Genomic DNA, 16,678 nt, shown 5'->3' on the forward strand with positions numbered 1-16,678 from the left:
GTCAGCAACCCGGCGACCATGGTCGGCCTCGGTGACCTGAAACAACCGGCACCGATTCTCGCCACCCTCGGCTTCGCCCTGATCGTTGCCCTTGAAGCGCTGAAAGTGCGCGGCGCGGTGTTGATCGGCATTCTGGCGGTGACCATCACCTCCATCGCGATGGGCTTCACCCCGTTCGGCGGCGTGACGTCGATGCCACCTTCGCTGGCGCCGACCTTCCTGCAACTGGACATCAAAGGCGCACTGGACATCGGTCTGGTCAGCGTGATTTTCGCCTTCCTGTTCGTCGACCTGTTCGACAACTCCGGCACCCTGATCGGCGTCGCCAAGCGCGCCGGCCTGATGGGCAAGGACGGCCACATGCCGAAAATGGGTCGCGCACTGATCGCCGACAGCACCGCGGCCATGGCCGGTTCGCTGCTGGGTACGTCGACCACTACCAGCTACATCGAATCCGCCGCCGGCGTCAGTGCTGGCGGCCGTACCGGTCTGACGGCCATCGTCGTGGCGATTCTGTTTCTGCTGGCGTTGTTCTTCTCGCCACTGGCGGCCAGCGTTCCGGCGTTCGCCACTGCACCGGCGCTGCTGTTCGTCGCCGTGTTGATGACTTCGGGCCTGGCGGAAATAGACTGGGACGACATCACCGTCGCCGCGCCGGTTGTGGTGACCGCGCTGGCCATGCCGTTCACTTACTCGATCGCCAACGGCATCGCCTTCGGCTTCATCTCCTGGACGGTGATCAAGTTGCTGTCCGGTCGCGCCCGTGAGCTGAACCCGGCGCTGGTGATTCTGTCGATTCTGTTCGTGATCAAGTTGGGTTGGTTCAACGCATGACATTTGATTCCCAGGCTTACGCCGAACAACTCGAAGCCAAGGTCACGCGCTTGCGTGATCTGCTGGCGCCGTTCGATGCCCCCGAGCCGACCGTGTTCGACTCGCCGCTGCAGAACTTCCGTCTGCGCGCCGAATTCCGCCTGTGGCGCGAGGGCGGCGATCGGCATTACGCGATGTTCGCTCAGGACGACAAACGCACGCCGATCCTGATCGAAGAATTCCCGATCGCCAGCCTGCGCATCAATCAGTTGATGCCGCAGCTGAAAGCGGCGTGGCAGGCCAGTTCGGCGCTGAGCCACAAGTTGTTTCAGGTCGAGTTTCTGACCACGCTGTCCGGCGACGCGATGATTACCCTGTGCTATCACCGTCCGCTGGACGAGCACTGGCACGCGGCGGCGACCAAACTGGCGGCGGATCTCGGCGTCAGCATCATCGGGCGCTCGAAAGGCAAACGCGAAGTGCTCGGCCTCGATTACGTGGTCGAGAAACTCGAAGTCGGCGGTCGCACCTTCAGCTATCGCCAACCGGAAGGCGCGTTCACCCAGCCGAACGGCACCGTGAACCAGAAGATGCTCAACTGGGCATACGAAGCGCTCGGTGATCGCACTGACGACTTGCTGGAGTTGTACTGCGGCAACGGCAACTTCACCCTGCCGCTCGCCACCCGCGTGCGCAAAGTGCTGGCCACCGAAATCAGCAAGACCTCGGTCAACGCGGCACTGAGCAATCTCAGCGAAAACGCTGTGGATAACGTCACCCTTGTGCGTTTGTCCGCCGAAGAACTGACCGAAGCGCTCAACGAAGTGCGCCCGTTCCGTCGCCTGCAAGGCATCGACCTGAAGAGCTACGAGTTCGGCAGCGTCTTCGTCGACCCGCCACGCGCCGGCATGGATCCGGACACCTGCGAACTGACCCGGCGTTTCGACAACATCCTCTACATCTCCTGCAACCCGGAAACCCTGGCGGCCAACATCGCCCAGTTGCACGACACGCACCGCATCACCCAGTGCGCGTTGTTCGACCAGTTCCCGTGGACGCACCACATGGAATCGGGTGTGTTACTGACCCGGCGCTGAGTGCGAATGCCAGATACAAAAAAGCCGTCGTGATTGACGGCTTTTTTGTGGGTGTTTACAACGCGGGATCGGCCTTGCGTGGTCGCCCGCCCTTTTTGCCATTCGCTCGAGCAGCTTCGGACTTTGCAGCACTGCTTTGACGACCGTTACGCGATGCAACCACCGACGCGGCCATCTTCATGAGTGACGGGCTCGCTGAAATCATCCCGGCAATGGAAACGTCAAGGTCTTTGCCTTCATGGCAAAGCGCAGTGCCTGCGAACCCGACTGTCAGCCCCTCGTAATCGCCTGCATCAAACCCGTCAAACTCTGGATACTGGTTCACCGGAAGCAACACACCGCTGCCATCCTCAAAACGGATGACCAGAGATGATTCTTCAAAGGTTACGGAGACCGCCTGCAAGCTACTCGCCCGGCGTGCCTCCCCTTGCAGGATGGCGGCGTCGATCATCTCCTCCGTCAGGGGGCGACGTGTGGATGGCTTAGCTTTGATGACTTTCATAGATCGATTTCCACTCCTTCCAAAGCGCCTATCAATGTCAGAAGAGTTTTGCCCTCGCCTGGCAGATAACGCGCTGATCCCACTCTGTATGTCGCGTCAGTGACGAGTTTCATCCCCAGGACTTCGTTTGAATGGCTGTCCCACAATTGATTGTCGAGACAGACAGTTTGCAATCTTGACCACCAGATCCCGCGTGCTCGTCGCAGATGAGCAGGCTGCTCAAGAGATCGACACAAGCTTTCCAGCACGGTTAACGGTGGTCGACGAGAAAGCGGAACGACGTCCCAAAGCTCAATATCGTTGTGCCAGAAACTGAACTGGAATCGGGCACTCCAACTGCCCGCATTCACATGAACGTGCGGTGGGCAATGCTCATCTCGCAGCATGATGACAATCGACAATCCTTTGTAGCTGCACACCTTCATGCTAACCCATCCGTTAGGTTAATAAGTTTCAGGATTCGAGATTCCTTTCAAATCCGACGACTGGTGATCGGCACATGACGTTTCACCTCTTTTCAGGCTAGCGTCGGAACGGGTCAGGAGCCGGTCAATCTCCGGTAAAAAACGTAAGCAAAGCTGTCGTCATATCTCGATCAATATTGCTTCTGTGCGATCACCGAACATAAAACGCCACGTGCATTTTTGTTCAATTGACCATGGTAACCATCTAGTACATTTTATCTCCACAGGCCGAAACCTCTGGCCAAAGCCAAAAACAATAAGTGGAGTTACCCCTCATGCCCCCTATCGTTCTGGTGCTCAACGGCCCGAACCTGAACCTGCTTGGCACCCGCGAGCCGGCGACTTATGGTCACGAAACCCTGGCGGATATTTCGGCACTGTGCGGTCGTGCGGCTGAAGAATTAGGCCTGGCCGTGGAGTTTCGCCAGACCAATCACGAAGGCGAATTGCTCGACTGGATTCACGCGGCGCGCGGTCGTTGCGCCGGGATCGTGATCAATCCGGCCGCGTGGACGCACACGTCGGTGGCGATTCGCGATGCGCTGGTGGCCAGTGAATTGCCGGTGATTGAAGTGCATCTGTCCAACGTCCACGCCCGCGAACCGTTTCGTCATCACTCGTTTGTCTCGGCAATTGCCACGGCGGTGATGGCCGGGTTTGGCAGTCATGGCTATCGCCTGGCGCTGGAACATTTCAGTCAGCGGCTGAAGGGGTGAATCGCGTGTTGCATTCCAACGTAATTTTGGCCGGGTTGATCGGTGCCGGTATTCAGGCTTCGCGCACACCGGCGCTGCATGAACACGAAGGCGATGCGCAGGGCATGCGTTATCTGTATCGATTGATCGATCTCGATCAATTGCAAATGGACAGCACCGCCCTGCCCGATCTGCTGCTGGCGGCTGAGCGGATGAACTACACCGGGCTGAACATTACTTTTCCGTGCAAGCAGGCGATTATTCCGCTGCTCGATGAGTTGTCGCCGGAAGCGCGAGGCATTGGTGCGGTGAATACCGTGGTGCTGAGGGACGGCAAGCGCGTCGGTCACAACACCGATTGTCTGGGTTTCGCCGAGGGTTTTCGCCGTGGCTTGCAGGACGCTGCCCGCGAACGTGTCGTCCAGATGGGCGCCGGCGGTGCGGGCGCGGCAGTGGCCCACGCGTTGTTGAGCGAAGGTGTCCGGCAGTTGAGCATTTACGACGTCGACAGTGAGCGTGCGGAAAGTCTGGCGAACAATCTGAATCAGCATTTTGGCTTCGGTCGTGCGGTGGCGGGTCGGGATTTGCCGAGTACGCTGAATCTGGCTGATGGTCTGGTCAACACCACGCCGATGGGCATGGCCAAACTGCCGGGCATGCCGGTGCCAGTCGAGTTGCTGCGCAAGGAATTGTGGGTGGCGGAGATTGTGTATTTCCCGCTGGAAACCGAGCTGCTGCGCAATGCTCGCGCATTGGGTTGCCGGACGTTGGATGGCGGCAACATGGCGGTGTTTCAGGCGGTGAAGGCGTTTGAATTGTTCAGCGGCGTGGTGCCGGATGCGCAGCGGATGCTGGCGCATTTTCAAAGCATGAACAGCTGAAGATCAAAAGATCGCAGCCTGCGGCAGCTCCTACAGGGATCGGTGTAGGAGCTGCCGAAGGCTGCGATCTTTTGATTGTCAGGCTTGCAGGTAGCGCAGCACCGATTCGCAGATCATCTCGCGATGCCGCTGCTTGATGCTTTCATCCGGCAGGTCGATCTGGAAGATCTCGCCAAACGTGTGCCGGTTCGACACGCGATAGAAGCAGAACGAACTGATCAGCAAATGCACATCCAGCGCATCCAGCCCCGCACGGAACACACCTTCATCAGCACCGCGACGCAGAATCTCGCCGAGTGAATCGAGGATGGTGTTGTTCATCGCCTTGATCGCATCGGAACGCTTCACGAATTCAGCGTTGTGGATATTTTCGATGCTGACGATGCGCACGAAATCGACGTTGCGATCGTGGTGATCAAACGTAAATTCAACCAATCGGCGAATCGCCACCACCGGCGCCAACTCGGCCAGATGCAGGCGGTTTTCGGTGTTGCGGATATCGCCGTAAAGCTTCTCCAGCACCTCGACGTACAACTGCTCCTTACTACCGAAGTAGTAATAGATCATGCGTTTGGAGGTGTGGATGCGCTCGGCGATCGCGTCAACGCGAGCACCGGACAAGCCTTGCTGGACGAACTCGACGATCGCCTCCTGCAGGATGTTCTCGCGGGTCTTTTCCGGGTTGTTTTTGCGACTCTTGCGCGGCTCTACGACGGGCACGACAGTAGCTGCGGAAAGTTCTGAATTTATCGTCATTGCGGGCTCACGGCCATCACTGCACAGGCGGCGATTATGGGCCGCGCCGCACAGTGAAGGAAGCCGCGCGAGCCGTGTTTAATCCCGCGTTTACGAATTTCCTACAACTTCGCCTGGCGAACGGCGCCGCTGCGTGATTTGGCCATCGCCGCCAAACGCACCGCGACATTCGCTGCGCCGTAACCGGCATAACCGTTTTTGCGCTGGATGATCTCGAAGAAGAAGCGTCCTTCGAACGGCTCGGTGTAGACGTGAAACAGCTCGCCGCCCTGCGCGTCACGGTCGTAGAGCACGTTGTAATACGCCAGCTCGCTGAGGAATTCGTCGTCGAAATCGAAGCGTGCGGCGAGGTCGTCGTAATAGTTGAGCGGAATATCCAACAGCGGCACACCGGCCTCTTTGGCGCGACTGACTTCGGCGAAGATGTCGTCACAATCGAAGGCGATGTGATGCACACCGGAGCCGCGGTAACTCGACAGCGCATGAGAGATCGCGGTGTTGCGGTTCTCTGAGATATTCAGCGGCAAGCGGATCGAGCTGTCGCGACTGCGCAGTGCGCGGCTTTTCACCAGACCGTATGGATCGGGCAGCACCACTTCATCATCCGCTTCGAAATCCAGCAGGCTCTTGTAGAACAGCACCCAACTGTCGAGGCTGTCGGCCGGCAGCGCCATGGCCATGTGGTCGATGCGCTTGAGGCCGCCACGGGCCGGCGCGTCGGCCAGCAGATTGAAATCGGTGCCGTAGACGTCGGCCTGTTCATCGACCAGATAAATCAGGCTGCCATCCGGCGCGCGCACTGCCGCCAGTTCCAGCTCATTAGGGCCGACCAGTCCGCGATAGGGCTGACCTTTATAAGCTACGGCGCGGGCCAACGCACTGGCGCTGTCCTTGACCCGCACGGCGGTGGCGCACAGTGACGGGCCATGAGCCTCGAAAAAACTGTGGGCGAAAGAGTAAGGCTCGGAGTTGAGAATCAGGTTGATGTCGCCCTGACGCAGCAGGCTCACGCTCTTGGAGCGGTGCTGCCCGGCCTTGACGAAACCCAAGCGCTCCAGCCAGTTCGACAGCTTGGCACCGAGGCTTTCATCGACGGCAAACTCGAGAAACTCGATGCCGTTGTACTCGCTGGCCTTTGGCGTTTCGAAAAGAATTTCGCGGTTGGCCACAGGCGTCGTGTCCTGCTCCAGACGCTGGCGAGTCTTCTCCTCCAGGTACAGCAGCGAACGCAAACCGTCAGCGGCATTGGCCCGTGGCGGCGCGGCGCGGAAGCCGTCATTGAAGATTTCCAGCGACAGCGGCCCGGTGTAACCGCTCTGAATGATCGGTGCAAGGAACCCCGGCAGATCGAATTCGCCCTGCCCCGGGAAGCAGCGGAAATGCCGGCTCCACTCCAGCACATCCATGGCCAGAATCGGCGCGTCAGCCATTTGTACAAAAAAGATCTTGTCGCCGGGAATGTCGGCGATTGCGCGGGGATCGCCCTTCAACGACAGCGTATGGAAGCTGTCGAGCAAAACCCCAAGGCTTGGGTGATCAGCCTGACGCACGATGTCCCAGACCTGTTGATAAGTGTTGACGTGACGGCCCCAGGCCAGCGCTTCGTAACCAATGCGCAAGCCACGCGCGCCGGCGTGTTCGGCCAGCAAGCGCAGGTCATCGACTAGAATTTGTTGATCGCCGACGCTGTCGGCCGAGGCGTTGCTGCAGACCAGCACCAGGTCGGTGCCGAGTTCCTGCATCAGGTCGAACTTGCGTTCGGCGCGCTCAAGATTGCGCGCCAGGCGATCGCGGCGGCAGCCTTCGAAATCGCGGAACGGCTGAAACAGGGTGATGGCGATGCCGAGATCGGCGCACATCTGTTTAATTTCGCGCGGACTGCCGTCGTAGTACAGGAGGTCGTTTTCGAAGATTTCCACCCCGTCGAACCCGGCGGCGGCAATGGCTTCGAGTTTTTCCGGCAGGGTGCCGCTCAAGGAAACGGTGGCAATGGAACGCTGCATGTTTCAACTCCCGGACTGCGCCGCTTGATCTTTACTGTAGGAGCTGCCGAAGGCTGCGATCGTTTGATCTTTATTCGTGGAGAGCAAAATCAACAGATCGCAGCCTTCGGCAGCTCCTACTTGGGATGGGTTTTTATAGTGGGGAAATTATTGGCTGCATTGAACGCGGCAGCAATTTAAAGTGTACTACCCGGTTAGTTTTGCGTGCGATTATCGAACACAATGGCGGTTTGGCGAATTGACGATTTTTCGTCCACTGCCCACCATCGACCGCACATTGAGTCCGGATATGAACCATCGGTCGCAGCGTGCAAGCAACACAGCACACCAAATAACAAATCCAAAAACGGGTGGAACACATGATTCCTTCACAGACTTCCCGCATGGCTCCGGCCATGAGCACTGCCTCAGGTGGCATCGGCGACAAGATCCGCGGCGCCATGGCGGTCGGCAAAACCCGCTGGGGCATGCTGGCGCTGGTGTTTTTCGCCACCACCCTGAACTACATCGACCGCGCCGCCCTCGGCGTCATGCAGCCAATCCTCGCCAAGGAAATGAGCTGGACGGCGATGGATTACGCCAACATCAACTTCTGGTTTCAGGTCGGCTACGCGATCGGTTTCGTCCTGCAAGGTCGACTGATCGACCGGGTCGGCGTCAAACGCGTGTTTTTCTGCGCCGTGCTGCTCTGGAGCCTGGCCACCGGCGCCCACGGTCTGGCGACATCGGCGGTCGGTTTCATGGTCTGCCGATTTATCCTCGGCCTCACCGAAGCGGCGAACTACCCGGCCTGCGTGAAAACCACGCGCCTGTGGTTCCCCGCTGGCGAACGTGCAGTCGCCACCGGCATCTTCAACGCCGGCACCAACGTCGGCGCGATGTTCACGCCAATGTTGCTGCCGCTGGTTCTCCACGTCTGGGGCTGGCAAGCCGCGTTCCTGTGCATGTCGGCGCTGGGCGGCATCTGGTTGCTGTTCTGGGGTTTGAAGTATTTCAACCCGGAAGATCACCCGAGCGTCAAGCAATCCGAACTGGACTACATCCAGCAGGAAGTTGAACCGGAACAGGCCCGCGTGCCGTTCTCGAGAATCCTGCGCATGCGCGGCACCTGGGCCTTCGCCATCGCTTATGCGCTGACCGCGCCGGTGTTCTGGTTCTACCTGTACTGGCTGCCGCCGTTTCTCAATCAGCAATACAACCTGGGCATCAACGTCACCCAGATGGGTATTCCGCTGATCATCATCTACGTGACGGCTGACTTCGGCAGCGTCGGCGGCGGCATTCTGTCTTCGTTCCTGATCGGTCGCGGCATGAACTCGATCAAGGCGCGGCTGCTGTCGATGTTGCTGTTCGCCTGCTGCATCATCGGTGTGGTCATGGCAGCTGGCTCGGCCAATCTGTGGGTCGCGGTGGCGGCGATTTCTCTGGCGATCGGCGCGCATCAGGCCTGGACGGCGAACATCTGGAGCCTGGTGATGGACTACACGCCCAAGCACATGATGAGCACGGTGTTCGGTTTCGGCGGCATGTGCGCGGCGATCGGCGGGATGTTCATGACCCAGATCGTCGGGCATATCCTGACCGTGACCAACAACAACTACACCGTGTTGTTTACCCTGATTCCGGCGATGTACTTCCTTGCGCTGACGTGGATGTACTTCATGGCCCCGCGCAAGATTCCGACCGTCACCGAATAAATTCCTGTAGGAGCTGCGGCACGCTGCGATCTTTTGATCTTGATGTTGAAGATCAAAAGATCGCAGCCTCGTTTCACTCGTCAGCTCCTACAGGGGTTTGTGTTTCCGGCTTTGTTGCCACGCTGCCGCCAGTCCGCTGCAGCAGATCACCGCGATACCGATGATCGTCAACACACTCGGCGTGTGATTGAACAGCAGCCAGCCCAACAACCCCGCAAACACGATCTGGCAATACCCGAACGGCGCCAGCAGCGCCGGCGCGGCATGGCGGAACGCTTGGGTCAGGAACAAATGCGCGGTCATCCCGCAACTGCCCAGCGCCAGCATCAATCCGGCGTGGGTCAGCGTCGGCACCTGCCAGAAGAACGGCACCAGCGCACTCATCACCAACGTGTTGCACAACCCGGCGAAGAAGTTGCTGGTGGTCGGACTGTCGATCTCCGCGAGCTTGCGGGTGAGCAATTGATAGAAGCAGAAAAACAGCGCCGAGCAGAACGGCAACAGCACCGCTGGCGTGAACAGTTCACCGCCCGGGTGGACGATGATCAGCACGCCGATAAAGCCGCAAATGACGGCGATCCATTGGCCGCGTGTCACTCGTTCTTTGAGCAGCGGCACCGACAACGCCGTGACCAACACCGGTGCAAGAAAGTTGACCGCCGTGGCTTCCGCCAACGGGATGTACAGCAGCGCCGTGGTGAAAAACAGGCTAGTGCCGAGTAGGCAAAGTGCTCGAACCAACTGCCACAACGGCTTCTTGGTACGTAGGACGCGCAGCCCGGACTGCGGCAGAAAAATTCCCGCCATCAGTAGGGTGTGCACCAAATAACGCGCCCACACCACCATCACGATCGGATAGAAACCGGAGAGGTATTTCGACAACGCGTCGTGGCTGGAGAACAGGAAAGTCGCCACGACAATCAGCAGGATCCCTTTGAAGGGTTGGTTGACACCGGAGAGCGGAGTGCTGACGGTCATTGGGTTTCCTTGTGTTGCCAAAAAAGATCAAAACCTTCGCGGGCAAGCCTTGCTCCCACACGGTTTGCGTAAACCCCGTAGGAGCAAAGCTTGCTCGCGAACAGGTGCGCAGCACCGCTTACAGCCGCGCCAACAATTCCCGCGTTCTATCGATCGCCATCTGCGCCCGATCCAATCCACTCACGCCCTGCTCCAGCAGTTTAACCGTAGGAATTTCCAGGCTCAGTGGGATATTAGCCGGCAGCGCTTTCAGCAACCCGAGCAAATCGCAATCACCCTCGCCGGGAAACCGTCGCTCGTTGCGCGCCTGACGCAAGATTTCGGCCATGTCTGACGGCCTCGGCCCTGCGACATCACATAACTGCGCATAACGCAGGCGCGATGATGGCACCTTCGCAAGATCCTCAAGCTTTGACGCCGAACGATCAAAGTGGAAGGCATCGACCAACACCGCAGCATTTGCCCGACTAGCGTTTTCCACAATCCGCAGCGCTTGCTCAAGGTTGCGCGCATCCGTCCAGGGCATGAACTCCAGATGCGGATGCAACCCGAGCGGCGCCGCCAAATCGCACAACGCGGCAAAGTTATCCGTGAGTCGCTGCTCGTCAGGATCGTTACCGGCGACGAGCAATTCAGTCGCACCAAACTCCGCGCCGACCGTAAGAAGCTTCTCGAAATCGGCAACAACGGTCTGCGGTTTCAGACGGAGGATTTCCACGTCGAGCACGCGGATGCCAGTGTCGCGCAATCGCTCCATCGTCCTACGCCGCAAATCGTTATCGGCTACCAGTGGGTAGTGATATTCCTCGGGCGTTGCCGGTTCCAGACGCAATCCGACATGGCTGTATCCGGCGCGAGCAGCGACTTCGACCATTTGCGGTGGCGACAGCTCCAGCACGGTCAGGCTGGCCAGGGAGAAAATTCGTTCGCTCATGTTCAAGCCTCGATCAGTGCAGGGGCGCAAGCACGGCCGGTGGAGGCGGCTTCGCGAATGGCTTCGATCAGCGCGAGGGTGCGTGCGGCATCAGCAGCACTGACCAACGGCTCGACTTCGCGCCGAGCCACGCGGACGAAATGCTCTAACTGCAAGCGTAAAGCTTCCTCACCGCTGTAGGACTCTTCCACACTCAACAACGGTTCATGCCAACCGGCGTCCACCTGATCAGCGGCGTAATGCCAACGTTTGAGCTGCGGAATGCTCAACGCCCCGGCGGTACCCGCCAGCAGATAACACGGTTGATCCGCCTGACGCGGATACGCCGGGTTTTCACCGGAGGCCAGCTCCCAACTCCACGGTGCCGCCACCGCATCGGAACCGCTCAACGTGCCCAATGTGCCGCCGGCAAATTGCAGCAACACCGCCGCGCTGTCCTCGTTGGCGAAACCGCGCACCGAGTTGTCGGTGAACGCTTGCACCGAATGCACTTCACCGCACAGGTGACGCAACAAATCGAGGTCGTGAATCAGGTTGGTCAGCAACATCCCCGCCCCCGCCTCACGGCGCCACGGGATCTCGAAATAGCTGTCCGGTTTACGTACCTGAAACAGCGCAGTGACCGTGGTCAAACGCCCGAGCGCACCGCTTTGCACCAGCTCATGGGCACGGACGATCAGCGGATTGTGGCGTCGATGATGGCCGACCAATACCGGCACGCCGCTGCGTTTAACCGCCGCGACCAGATCGCGCACTTCATCCAGATGCACGCCGACTGGTTTTTCCAGCAGCACCGGTACACCGGCCGCCAGACAATCGAGCGCCGTGCTGACGTGTTGGTTATTAGGATTGGCGACGATGACTGCGTCTGGCTTGATCTGATCAAGCATCTGACGGTGATTGGCGAAATGTCTGACACCCCACTCAGCCGCAAGAGTGGCGGCTTGCGGCCCGGGATCAGCCACTGCACACAGGCTGGCTTCGCTGAGGGTTTGCAGGTGCCGGTAATGTTGTTGACCCATATTGCCAGCGCCGATCAGAGCGATTCGAAGGGGCGAATTCAAGGCGCGATCCTTTTGTGATTGTTGTCGGAAAAACACTCCAGCAACAATTTAGAACCGAGTTCCAGAATCAAATACCCATCAAGCGCAAAACCGTGCGAACACCGCACCCTTTCTGAATCACCAAAATCCAAATGTGGGAGCGGGCTTGCTCGCGAAAGCGGAGGGTCAGCCAACATCTATTTAGACTGACGCACCGCCTTCGCGAGCAAGCCCGCTCCCACAGGGGATCTGTGTGTATTCCGATTACATGAACAATTCAGAAGCCAGGCTGGCGGCGGATAATTCTTCAGCAAACCTCAACAACAACGGCGCCAACTCATGCAACCGCGCCCCCGGCATCCGCGCACTCGGCCCGGCAATGCTGAGCACACCAATCACCCGACCATCCGCCGGATGTTTCACCACCGCCGCAATTGCCGACGTACCGACCGCCGAGCTTTCCTCGACCCACGCATAGCCTTGCTCACGGGCCAGACGCAGGCGCTCCAATAACTCAATATTAGAGCGCGGCGCATTCGGCCCGATACCCACCGGCACCTCCGCCGCTTGCCGCTCAACCAGTGACAACGCCTCGGCATCGCTCATGCACGCCAGCCACGCATGCCCGGAAGCGGTGTAAAACAACGGCGCATCGCGGCCCATGTCCGGGTCATAACGCAGACCGGTACGCGCGCCCTGCGCCTTGGCGATCCAGGTCTGTCGCTCGCCATCGATCACACCGAGACGCACCAGTTCGCCGGTTTCCTGCGCCAGCCGATCCAGCACGGGCTGAACAATATCGGCGCCACTGCTCGACAGGTATTGAAAGCCCATCGCGACCAGTTTGGTCGACAGGTGATAGCGCAAGGTCTCAGGATTCTGCCGCACGTAGCCGAGGCGAATCAGCTCGGCGAGCAAGCGGTGGGTCGCGCTTTTCGGAATGTCCAATTGCTCGGCAAGCGTCTGCATCGGCAGCCCGCGCGGATCACTGGTGAGGCTTTCCAGCACGCTGAAAACCCGTTCAATCTGACTGCCGGCCATGGGGAAATCCAAATGAAATTTTGCCGATTCTAGAAGACATCTGCTGCAAAGCGAAATCTGGAACTGGTTGTTCGATAACCGCCCGGTTTGTCGTATCAAGGCTTGTAGGCCGACAGGAGCAATGGTTATTTTCTGGAATCAAATTCCAAAAACAATTCTGCGCTGGAGCCTTGTTTGATGCCTGCCGAACTTCCCGCTATCGACTGCGACGTTTTGATCGTCGGCTCCGGCGCCGCCGGATTGTCGGCAGCCGTCACTGCTGCGTGGCATGGCCTGAAGGTCATCGTCGTCGAAAAGGATTCGGTATTCGGCGGCGCCACCGCATGGTCGGGTGGCTGGGCGTGGGTGCCGTGCAATCCGCTGGCCCGACGCGCCGGCATCATCGAAGACGTCGAACAACCGCGCACCTATTTGCGCCATGAACTGGGCGAGCATTTTGACTCGGCGATGATCGATGCCTTCCTCGAAGCCGGGCCAAATATGGTGGCGTTTTTCGAGCAACACACCGCACTGCAATTCGCCGACGGCAACGCGATTGCCGACATCCATGGCGACACCCCGGGCGCGGGCACCGGCGGGCGCTCAGTGATTGCCGCGCCCTACAACGGGCGCAAGGTCGGACGCTTGCTCAAGCGACTTCGTACGACCATGCGCGAAACGTCCTTCATGGGCATGCCGATCATGGCGGGCGCGGATCTCTCGGCATTCCTCAATCTGACCCGCTCACTGAAAGCCGCATGGCACGTGACGCGACGTTTCACCCGGCACCTGTTTGACCTCGCGACGCATGGCCGCGCACTGCAACTGGTCAACGGCGTGGCACTGGTCGCTCGACTGGCGAAATCGGCCGAAGACCACGGCGTGTTGCTGTGGGAATCGGCGCCGGTGACTGAGTTGCTGCGTGACGAAAACCGCGTTTGCGGTGCAGTGATCAACAGCAAAAAAGGCCCGATCCGCATCCACGCACGCAAAGCCGTGGTGCTCGCAGCAGGTGGTTTCGCCAACGACATCGAACGGCGCAAAGCCCTGTTCCCACGCACGCCCACCGGCCACGAACATTGGGCGTTGCCGCCGCTGGCCGTGAATGGCGATGGCTTGCGCCTGGGCGAAAGCGTCGGCGCGCGGGTCAACACCGACGTTGCGTCCCCCGTCGCGTGGGCACCCGTCTCGCAAGTGCCTCATTCCGACGGCCGCATCGGCCATTTCCCACACATCATTGAGCGTGGCAAACCCGGCATCATCGGCGTACTGAGCAACGGCCAGCGTTTCGTCAACGAAGCCAACGGCTATTTCGACTACGTCAGCGCGATGGTCAATGCGGCGCCGCCAGGTGAAGAAGTCGCCTCATGGCTGATCTGCACCCACGCCTTTCAACGCCGTTATGGCCTCGGCATGTCACGGCCGTTTCCGGTTCCGTTGTCAGAATTTATCCGCAGTGGTTATCTGAAAACCGGTAACACCGTTGAGGAATTAGCCAACGCTTGCGGCGTCGACTCGAACGGTTTGCGCCAAACCCTCGACGACTACAACCGCCATGCCCACAACGGCGAAGACCCGCAATTCGGGCGCGGCGCAACGCCCTACAACCGCAAACAGGGCGATCCGGCGAACCTTCCCAACCCCTGCGTTGCCCCAATAGAAACCGGCCCGTTCTATGCCGTGAAAGTACAACCGGGATGCTTCGGCACTTTTGCCGGGCTCAAGGTCAACCCTCACGCGCAAGTGCTCGACGCCAACCAACACCCTATCGCCGGGCTCTACGCAGCGGGCGGCGACATGGCCAGCATCATGGGCGGCCACTACCCGGCGGGCGGAATCAACCTCGGCCCGGCGCTGACGTTCGGCTACATCGCCGCTCGGCATATCGCCGGCATCACTGCTTTCGAACAGGAGATCGACCATGCAGCACATCGTTAATGCCCAGGGTTTGAACATGCCGAAACTCGGTCTCGGCACGTGGCCGATGCTCGGCGACGAATGCACCCAGGCCGTGGAGCAAGCGCTGGAACTCGGTTATCGACACATCGACACGGCTGCGGCCTACAACAATGAGGACGCGGTCGGACAAGCCTTGTCGAATACGCCGACACCGCGCGAGCAGATTCACGTCACCACCAAGGTCTGGTGGGATCAGCTGCAACCCGACGCCATGCGCCATTCCATCGATCGCAGCCTCAAAGCCTTGCGCAGCGATTACGTCGACCTGTTCATGCTGCACTGGCCCACCACCGATTGGGACTTGCCGCGCACCCTCGAAACCTTGGCTTCGTTCAAGGAGCAAGGCCTGGCGCGCAACATCGGCGTGGCGAATTTTCCGCTGCCGCTGCTGCGCACAGTCGTCGAGGAATACGGCATCGATCTGTCCGCCATTCAGGTCGAGTACCACGTCTTGCTCGGACAAAACGCCCTGCTCGACTACGCTCGCCAACACGATCTGGCACTGACGGCCTACACACCGCTGGCGCGTAACAAGGTTTCACACATTGCCGAGATCCAGCAGATTGCCGCCAAGCATGGCGTGCTGCCGACGCAGGTCGCGCTGAAATGGCTGCTTGATCAAGACAACGTTGCAGCGATTCCCAAGGCGAGCAGCAAAGCCAATCAACTGGCCAATCTCGCGGCACTTGAGGTCAATCTCGACGATGAAGACCGGGCGCTGATTGCCAGTCTGTCGAAGCGCGAGCGTCAGGTCAGCCCGGACTTCGCGCCGGTGTGGGACGCGTTTGATCGGTGAGTAGGAAAACAGCGTTTGCCCGGTTCGAGACGCCAGTTGCAGGATCGGTCTTACGCGCTCTTACACATCTGCCCTGCACAACCTGAGCTGTGCGGTTATTCATAGGCGAGGCGAAAACGCCCCATCAATCTATGAGAGACCGCACCATGCTATGGAACAAGGCAAGACGCAGCGACAACGTCAACGACACGCGAGAGGGCAAGGACGCCCGCACACTGACAGGGAAAAAACTCGGCGCCGGGCTGGCCGCCGCCGCGCTGACAGGCGTGGCGCTCTATTCGAGCTACAACACCGCACCACAGTCGCCTGCCGTTGAGGACTACATCAGTCAGGAAATCGCGCCGGTCGACGACCCCCAACTCAAATTCATCGAATCGATACTCGGCGACACCGAAGACACCTGGGAACAGGTATTTGCCAGTACCGGGCAACACTACCCGGCGCCCACATTGACCCTGTTCAGCGATGGCATCGCGTCGGGCTGCGGCTTTGCCAGTGCGTCAAGCGGCCCCTTTTATTGCCCCACCAACCAAAACATCTACATGGATCCGGCGTTCTTCGAACAGATGGCCGAGCGCTTTTCGGTGGTCGGTGACTTCGCTCAGGCTTACATCCTCGCCCACGAAGTCGGCCATCACGTGCAAATTGCCTTGGGTATTTCCGCACCGTTTGAAAGCGCGCTGTCCGCCAGGCAGCCTGTGACCGGCGACTCAGGACTGGAGGTGCGCGTCGAACTGCAGGCCGATTGTCTGGCCGGGGTCTGGGCTCACCATGCGCAACAGCGCCATGCGTGGCTGGAACCGGGCGACATCGACGAAGCACTGAACGCTGCCAGCGTGCTCGGGGATGATGCGCTGCAACGTGCGCGAAACCAGACAGTACGTCCCGAGACCTTCAGCCACGGCACATCACATCAGCGCAGTGCCTGGTTCAGCGCAGGATTCGATAGCGGCCGCGTCGAAGCGTGCGATACCTTCAACGCCGCGCAGTTGTAAGCTTGGCAATATCGGCATCTGCTTTAGAACCGGCGTCGATCACGA

Annotated in this window: 16 protein-coding genes; 8 read left to right on the top strand and 8 right to left on the bottom strand. The window is 59.5% G+C overall.

Going from position 1 to position 16,678, the window contains the following annotated elements; translation table 11 throughout:
• On the top strand, positions 1 to 834 hold an 834-nt coding region (locus ACIP1X_RS12465), incomplete at its 5' end, for an NCS2 family permease (protein WP_400752413.1).
• Positions 831 to 1,910 carry a tRNA (uridine(54)-C5)-methyltransferase TrmA gene (trmA, locus tag ACIP1X_RS12470; RefSeq protein ID WP_141126443.1) on the top strand — a complete coding sequence of 360 codons (1,080 nt, stop codon included), beginning with the start codon at positions 831 to 833 and terminating at the stop codon, positions 1,908 to 1,910. The genes ACIP1X_RS12465 and trmA, both read left to right, overlap by 4 nt.
• Before the next feature lie 55 nt (positions 1,911 to 1,965).
• Here the strand turns inward: trmA and ACIP1X_RS12475 are convergent, their stop codons facing one another.
• Positions 1,966 to 2,412: a DUF2442 domain-containing protein gene (locus ACIP1X_RS12475; RefSeq protein ID WP_400752416.1), complete on the bottom strand. Its 447-nt coding sequence runs from the start codon at positions 2,410 to 2,412 to the stop codon at positions 1,966 to 1,968.
• Positions 2,409 to 2,837 carry a DUF4160 domain-containing protein gene (locus ACIP1X_RS12480; RefSeq protein ID WP_400752419.1) on the bottom strand — a complete coding sequence of 143 codons (429 nt, stop codon included), beginning with the start codon at positions 2,835 to 2,837 and terminating at the stop codon, positions 2,409 to 2,411. The genes ACIP1X_RS12475 and ACIP1X_RS12480 overlap by 4 nt, the downstream gene beginning before the upstream one ends.
• Before the next feature lie 314 nt (positions 2,838 to 3,151).
• On the opposite strand from ACIP1X_RS12480, the gene aroQ reads away from it, so the two are divergent.
• On the top strand, positions 3,152 to 3,592 hold the full coding sequence (gene aroQ, locus ACIP1X_RS12485; RefSeq protein ID WP_400752422.1) for a type II 3-dehydroquinate dehydratase: 441 nt from the start codon (positions 3,152 to 3,154) through the stop codon (positions 3,590 to 3,592).
• A gap of 5 nt (positions 3,593 to 3,597) precedes the next feature.
• The gene (locus ACIP1X_RS12490) at positions 3,598 to 4,452 is read left to right on the top strand and encodes a shikimate dehydrogenase (RefSeq protein ID WP_400752425.1); all 855 of its coding nucleotides are present in this window, start codon (positions 3,598 to 3,600) and stop codon (positions 4,450 to 4,452) included.
• Positions 4,453 to 4,530: 78 nt separating this feature from the next.
• On the opposite strand, the gene ACIP1X_RS12495 is transcribed toward ACIP1X_RS12490, so the two are convergent.
• Positions 4,531 to 5,208 carry a TetR family transcriptional regulator gene (locus tag ACIP1X_RS12495; RefSeq protein ID WP_400752427.1) on the bottom strand — a complete coding sequence of 226 codons (678 nt, stop codon included), beginning with the start codon at positions 5,206 to 5,208 and terminating at the stop codon, positions 4,531 to 4,533.
• Positions 5,209 to 5,309: 101 nt separating this feature from the next.
• On the bottom strand, positions 5,310 to 7,211 hold the full coding sequence (gene quiC, locus ACIP1X_RS12500) for a 3-dehydroshikimate dehydratase QuiC (RefSeq protein ID WP_400752429.1): 1,902 nt from the start codon (positions 7,209 to 7,211) through the stop codon (positions 5,310 to 5,312).
• A 359-nt stretch (positions 7,212 to 7,570) separates the two neighbouring features.
• Between quiC and ACIP1X_RS12505 the strand changes: the two genes are divergently transcribed.
• Positions 7,571 to 8,908, top strand: a complete 1,338-nt coding sequence (locus ACIP1X_RS12505; protein WP_212550823.1) for an MFS transporter — start codon at positions 7,571 to 7,573, stop codon at positions 8,906 to 8,908.
• A gap of 87 nt (positions 8,909 to 8,995) precedes the next feature.
• On the opposite strand, the gene ACIP1X_RS12510 is transcribed toward ACIP1X_RS12505, so the two are convergent.
• The 4 genes from ACIP1X_RS12510 to ACIP1X_RS12525 form a co-directional block, all read right to left on the bottom strand.
• On the bottom strand, positions 8,996 to 9,886 hold the full coding sequence (locus tag ACIP1X_RS12510; protein WP_159813620.1) for a DMT family transporter: 891 nt from the start codon (positions 9,884 to 9,886) through the stop codon (positions 8,996 to 8,998).
• Positions 9,887 to 10,004: 118 nt separating this feature from the next.
• Positions 10,005 to 10,820 (bottom strand): sugar phosphate isomerase/epimerase family protein, encoded by an 816-nt coding sequence (locus tag ACIP1X_RS12515; protein ID WP_400752432.1) that lies wholly within the window; start codon positions 10,818 to 10,820, stop codon positions 10,005 to 10,007.
• Positions 10,821 to 10,822: 2 nt separating this feature from the next.
• The gene (locus tag ACIP1X_RS12520; RefSeq protein WP_400752435.1) at positions 10,823 to 11,884 is read right to left on the bottom strand and encodes a Gfo/Idh/MocA family protein; all 1,062 of its coding nucleotides are present in this window, start codon (positions 11,882 to 11,884) and stop codon (positions 10,823 to 10,825) included.
• 243 nt (positions 11,885 to 12,127) lie between these two features.
• Complete coding sequence (locus ACIP1X_RS12525; RefSeq protein ID WP_400752438.1) at positions 12,128 to 12,904, bottom strand: IclR family transcriptional regulator; 777 nt, start codon at positions 12,902 to 12,904, stop codon at positions 12,128 to 12,130.
• Between the two features lie 177 nt (positions 12,905 to 13,081).
• On the opposite strand from ACIP1X_RS12525, the gene ACIP1X_RS12530 reads away from it, so the two are divergent.
• The 3 genes from ACIP1X_RS12530 to ACIP1X_RS12540 all read left to right on the top strand — a co-directional run bounded on the left by ACIP1X_RS12530 (position 13,082) and on the right by ACIP1X_RS12540 (position 16,633).
• Positions 13,082 to 14,821 (top strand): FAD-dependent oxidoreductase, encoded by a 1,740-nt coding sequence (locus tag ACIP1X_RS12530; RefSeq protein ID WP_400752441.1) that lies wholly within the window; start codon positions 13,082 to 13,084, stop codon positions 14,819 to 14,821.
• Entirely contained in the window at positions 14,805 to 15,638 is an 834-nt protein-coding gene (locus tag ACIP1X_RS12535) for an aldo/keto reductase (protein ID WP_400752443.1), read from the top strand. The genes ACIP1X_RS12530 and ACIP1X_RS12535 overlap by 17 nt, the downstream gene beginning before the upstream one ends.
• Positions 15,639 to 15,784: 146 nt before the next feature.
• A complete protein-coding gene (locus tag ACIP1X_RS12540) occupies positions 15,785 to 16,633 on the top strand; it encodes a neutral zinc metallopeptidase (RefSeq protein ID WP_400752446.1) in 849 nt (282 codons plus the stop codon).
• The last annotated feature ends 45 nt before the right edge of the window (positions 16,634 to 16,678 follow it).

Origin of the sequence: Pseudomonas sp. NPDC088885 (assembly GCF_044750025.1) — a bacterium.
In the GTDB taxonomy this organism is placed as follows: domain Bacteria; phylum Pseudomonadota; class Gammaproteobacteria; order Pseudomonadales; family Pseudomonadaceae; genus Aquipseudomonas; species Aquipseudomonas rustica.

Bases quoted from the DNA above. Each gene is read 5' to 3' on its own strand.
- trmA (WP_141126443.1), top strand. From the start codon at position 831: ATGACATTTGATTCCCAGGCTTACGCCGAACAACTCGAAGCCAAGGTC.
- ACIP1X_RS12475 (WP_400752416.1), bottom strand. From the start codon at position 2,412: ATGAAAGTCATCAAAGCTAAGCCATCCACACGTCGCCCCCTGACGGAG.
- ACIP1X_RS12480 (WP_400752419.1), bottom strand. From the start codon at position 2,837: ATGAAGGTGTGCAGCTACAAAGGATTGTCGATTGTCATCATGCTGCGA.
- aroQ (WP_400752422.1), top strand. From the start codon at position 3,152: ATGCCCCCTATCGTTCTGGTGCTCAACGGCCCGAACCTGAACCTGCTT.
- ACIP1X_RS12495 (WP_400752427.1), bottom strand. From the start codon at position 5,208: ATGACGATAAATTCAGAACTTTCCGCAGCTACTGTCGTGCCCGTCGTA.
- quiC (WP_400752429.1), bottom strand. From the start codon at position 7,211: ATGCAGCGTTCCATTGCCACCGTTTCCTTGAGCGGCACCCTGCCGGAA.
- ACIP1X_RS12505 (WP_212550823.1), top strand. From the start codon at position 7,571: ATGATTCCTTCACAGACTTCCCGCATGGCTCCGGCCATGAGCACTGCC.
- ACIP1X_RS12510 (WP_159813620.1), bottom strand. From the start codon at position 9,886: ATGACCGTCAGCACTCCGCTCTCCGGTGTCAACCAACCCTTCAAAGGG.
- ACIP1X_RS12515 (WP_400752432.1), bottom strand. From the start codon at position 10,820: ATGAGCGAACGAATTTTCTCCCTGGCCAGCCTGACCGTGCTGGAGCTG.
- ACIP1X_RS12525 (WP_400752438.1), bottom strand. From the start codon at position 12,904: ATGGCCGGCAGTCAGATTGAACGGGTTTTCAGCGTGCTGGAAAGCCTC.
- ACIP1X_RS12530 (WP_400752441.1), top strand. From the start codon at position 13,082: ATGCCTGCCGAACTTCCCGCTATCGACTGCGACGTTTTGATCGTCGGC.
- ACIP1X_RS12535 (WP_400752443.1), top strand. From the start codon at position 14,805: ATGCAGCACATCGTTAATGCCCAGGGTTTGAACATGCCGAAACTCGGT.
- ACIP1X_RS12540 (WP_400752446.1), top strand. From the start codon at position 15,785: ATGCTATGGAACAAGGCAAGACGCAGCGACAACGTCAACGACACGCGA.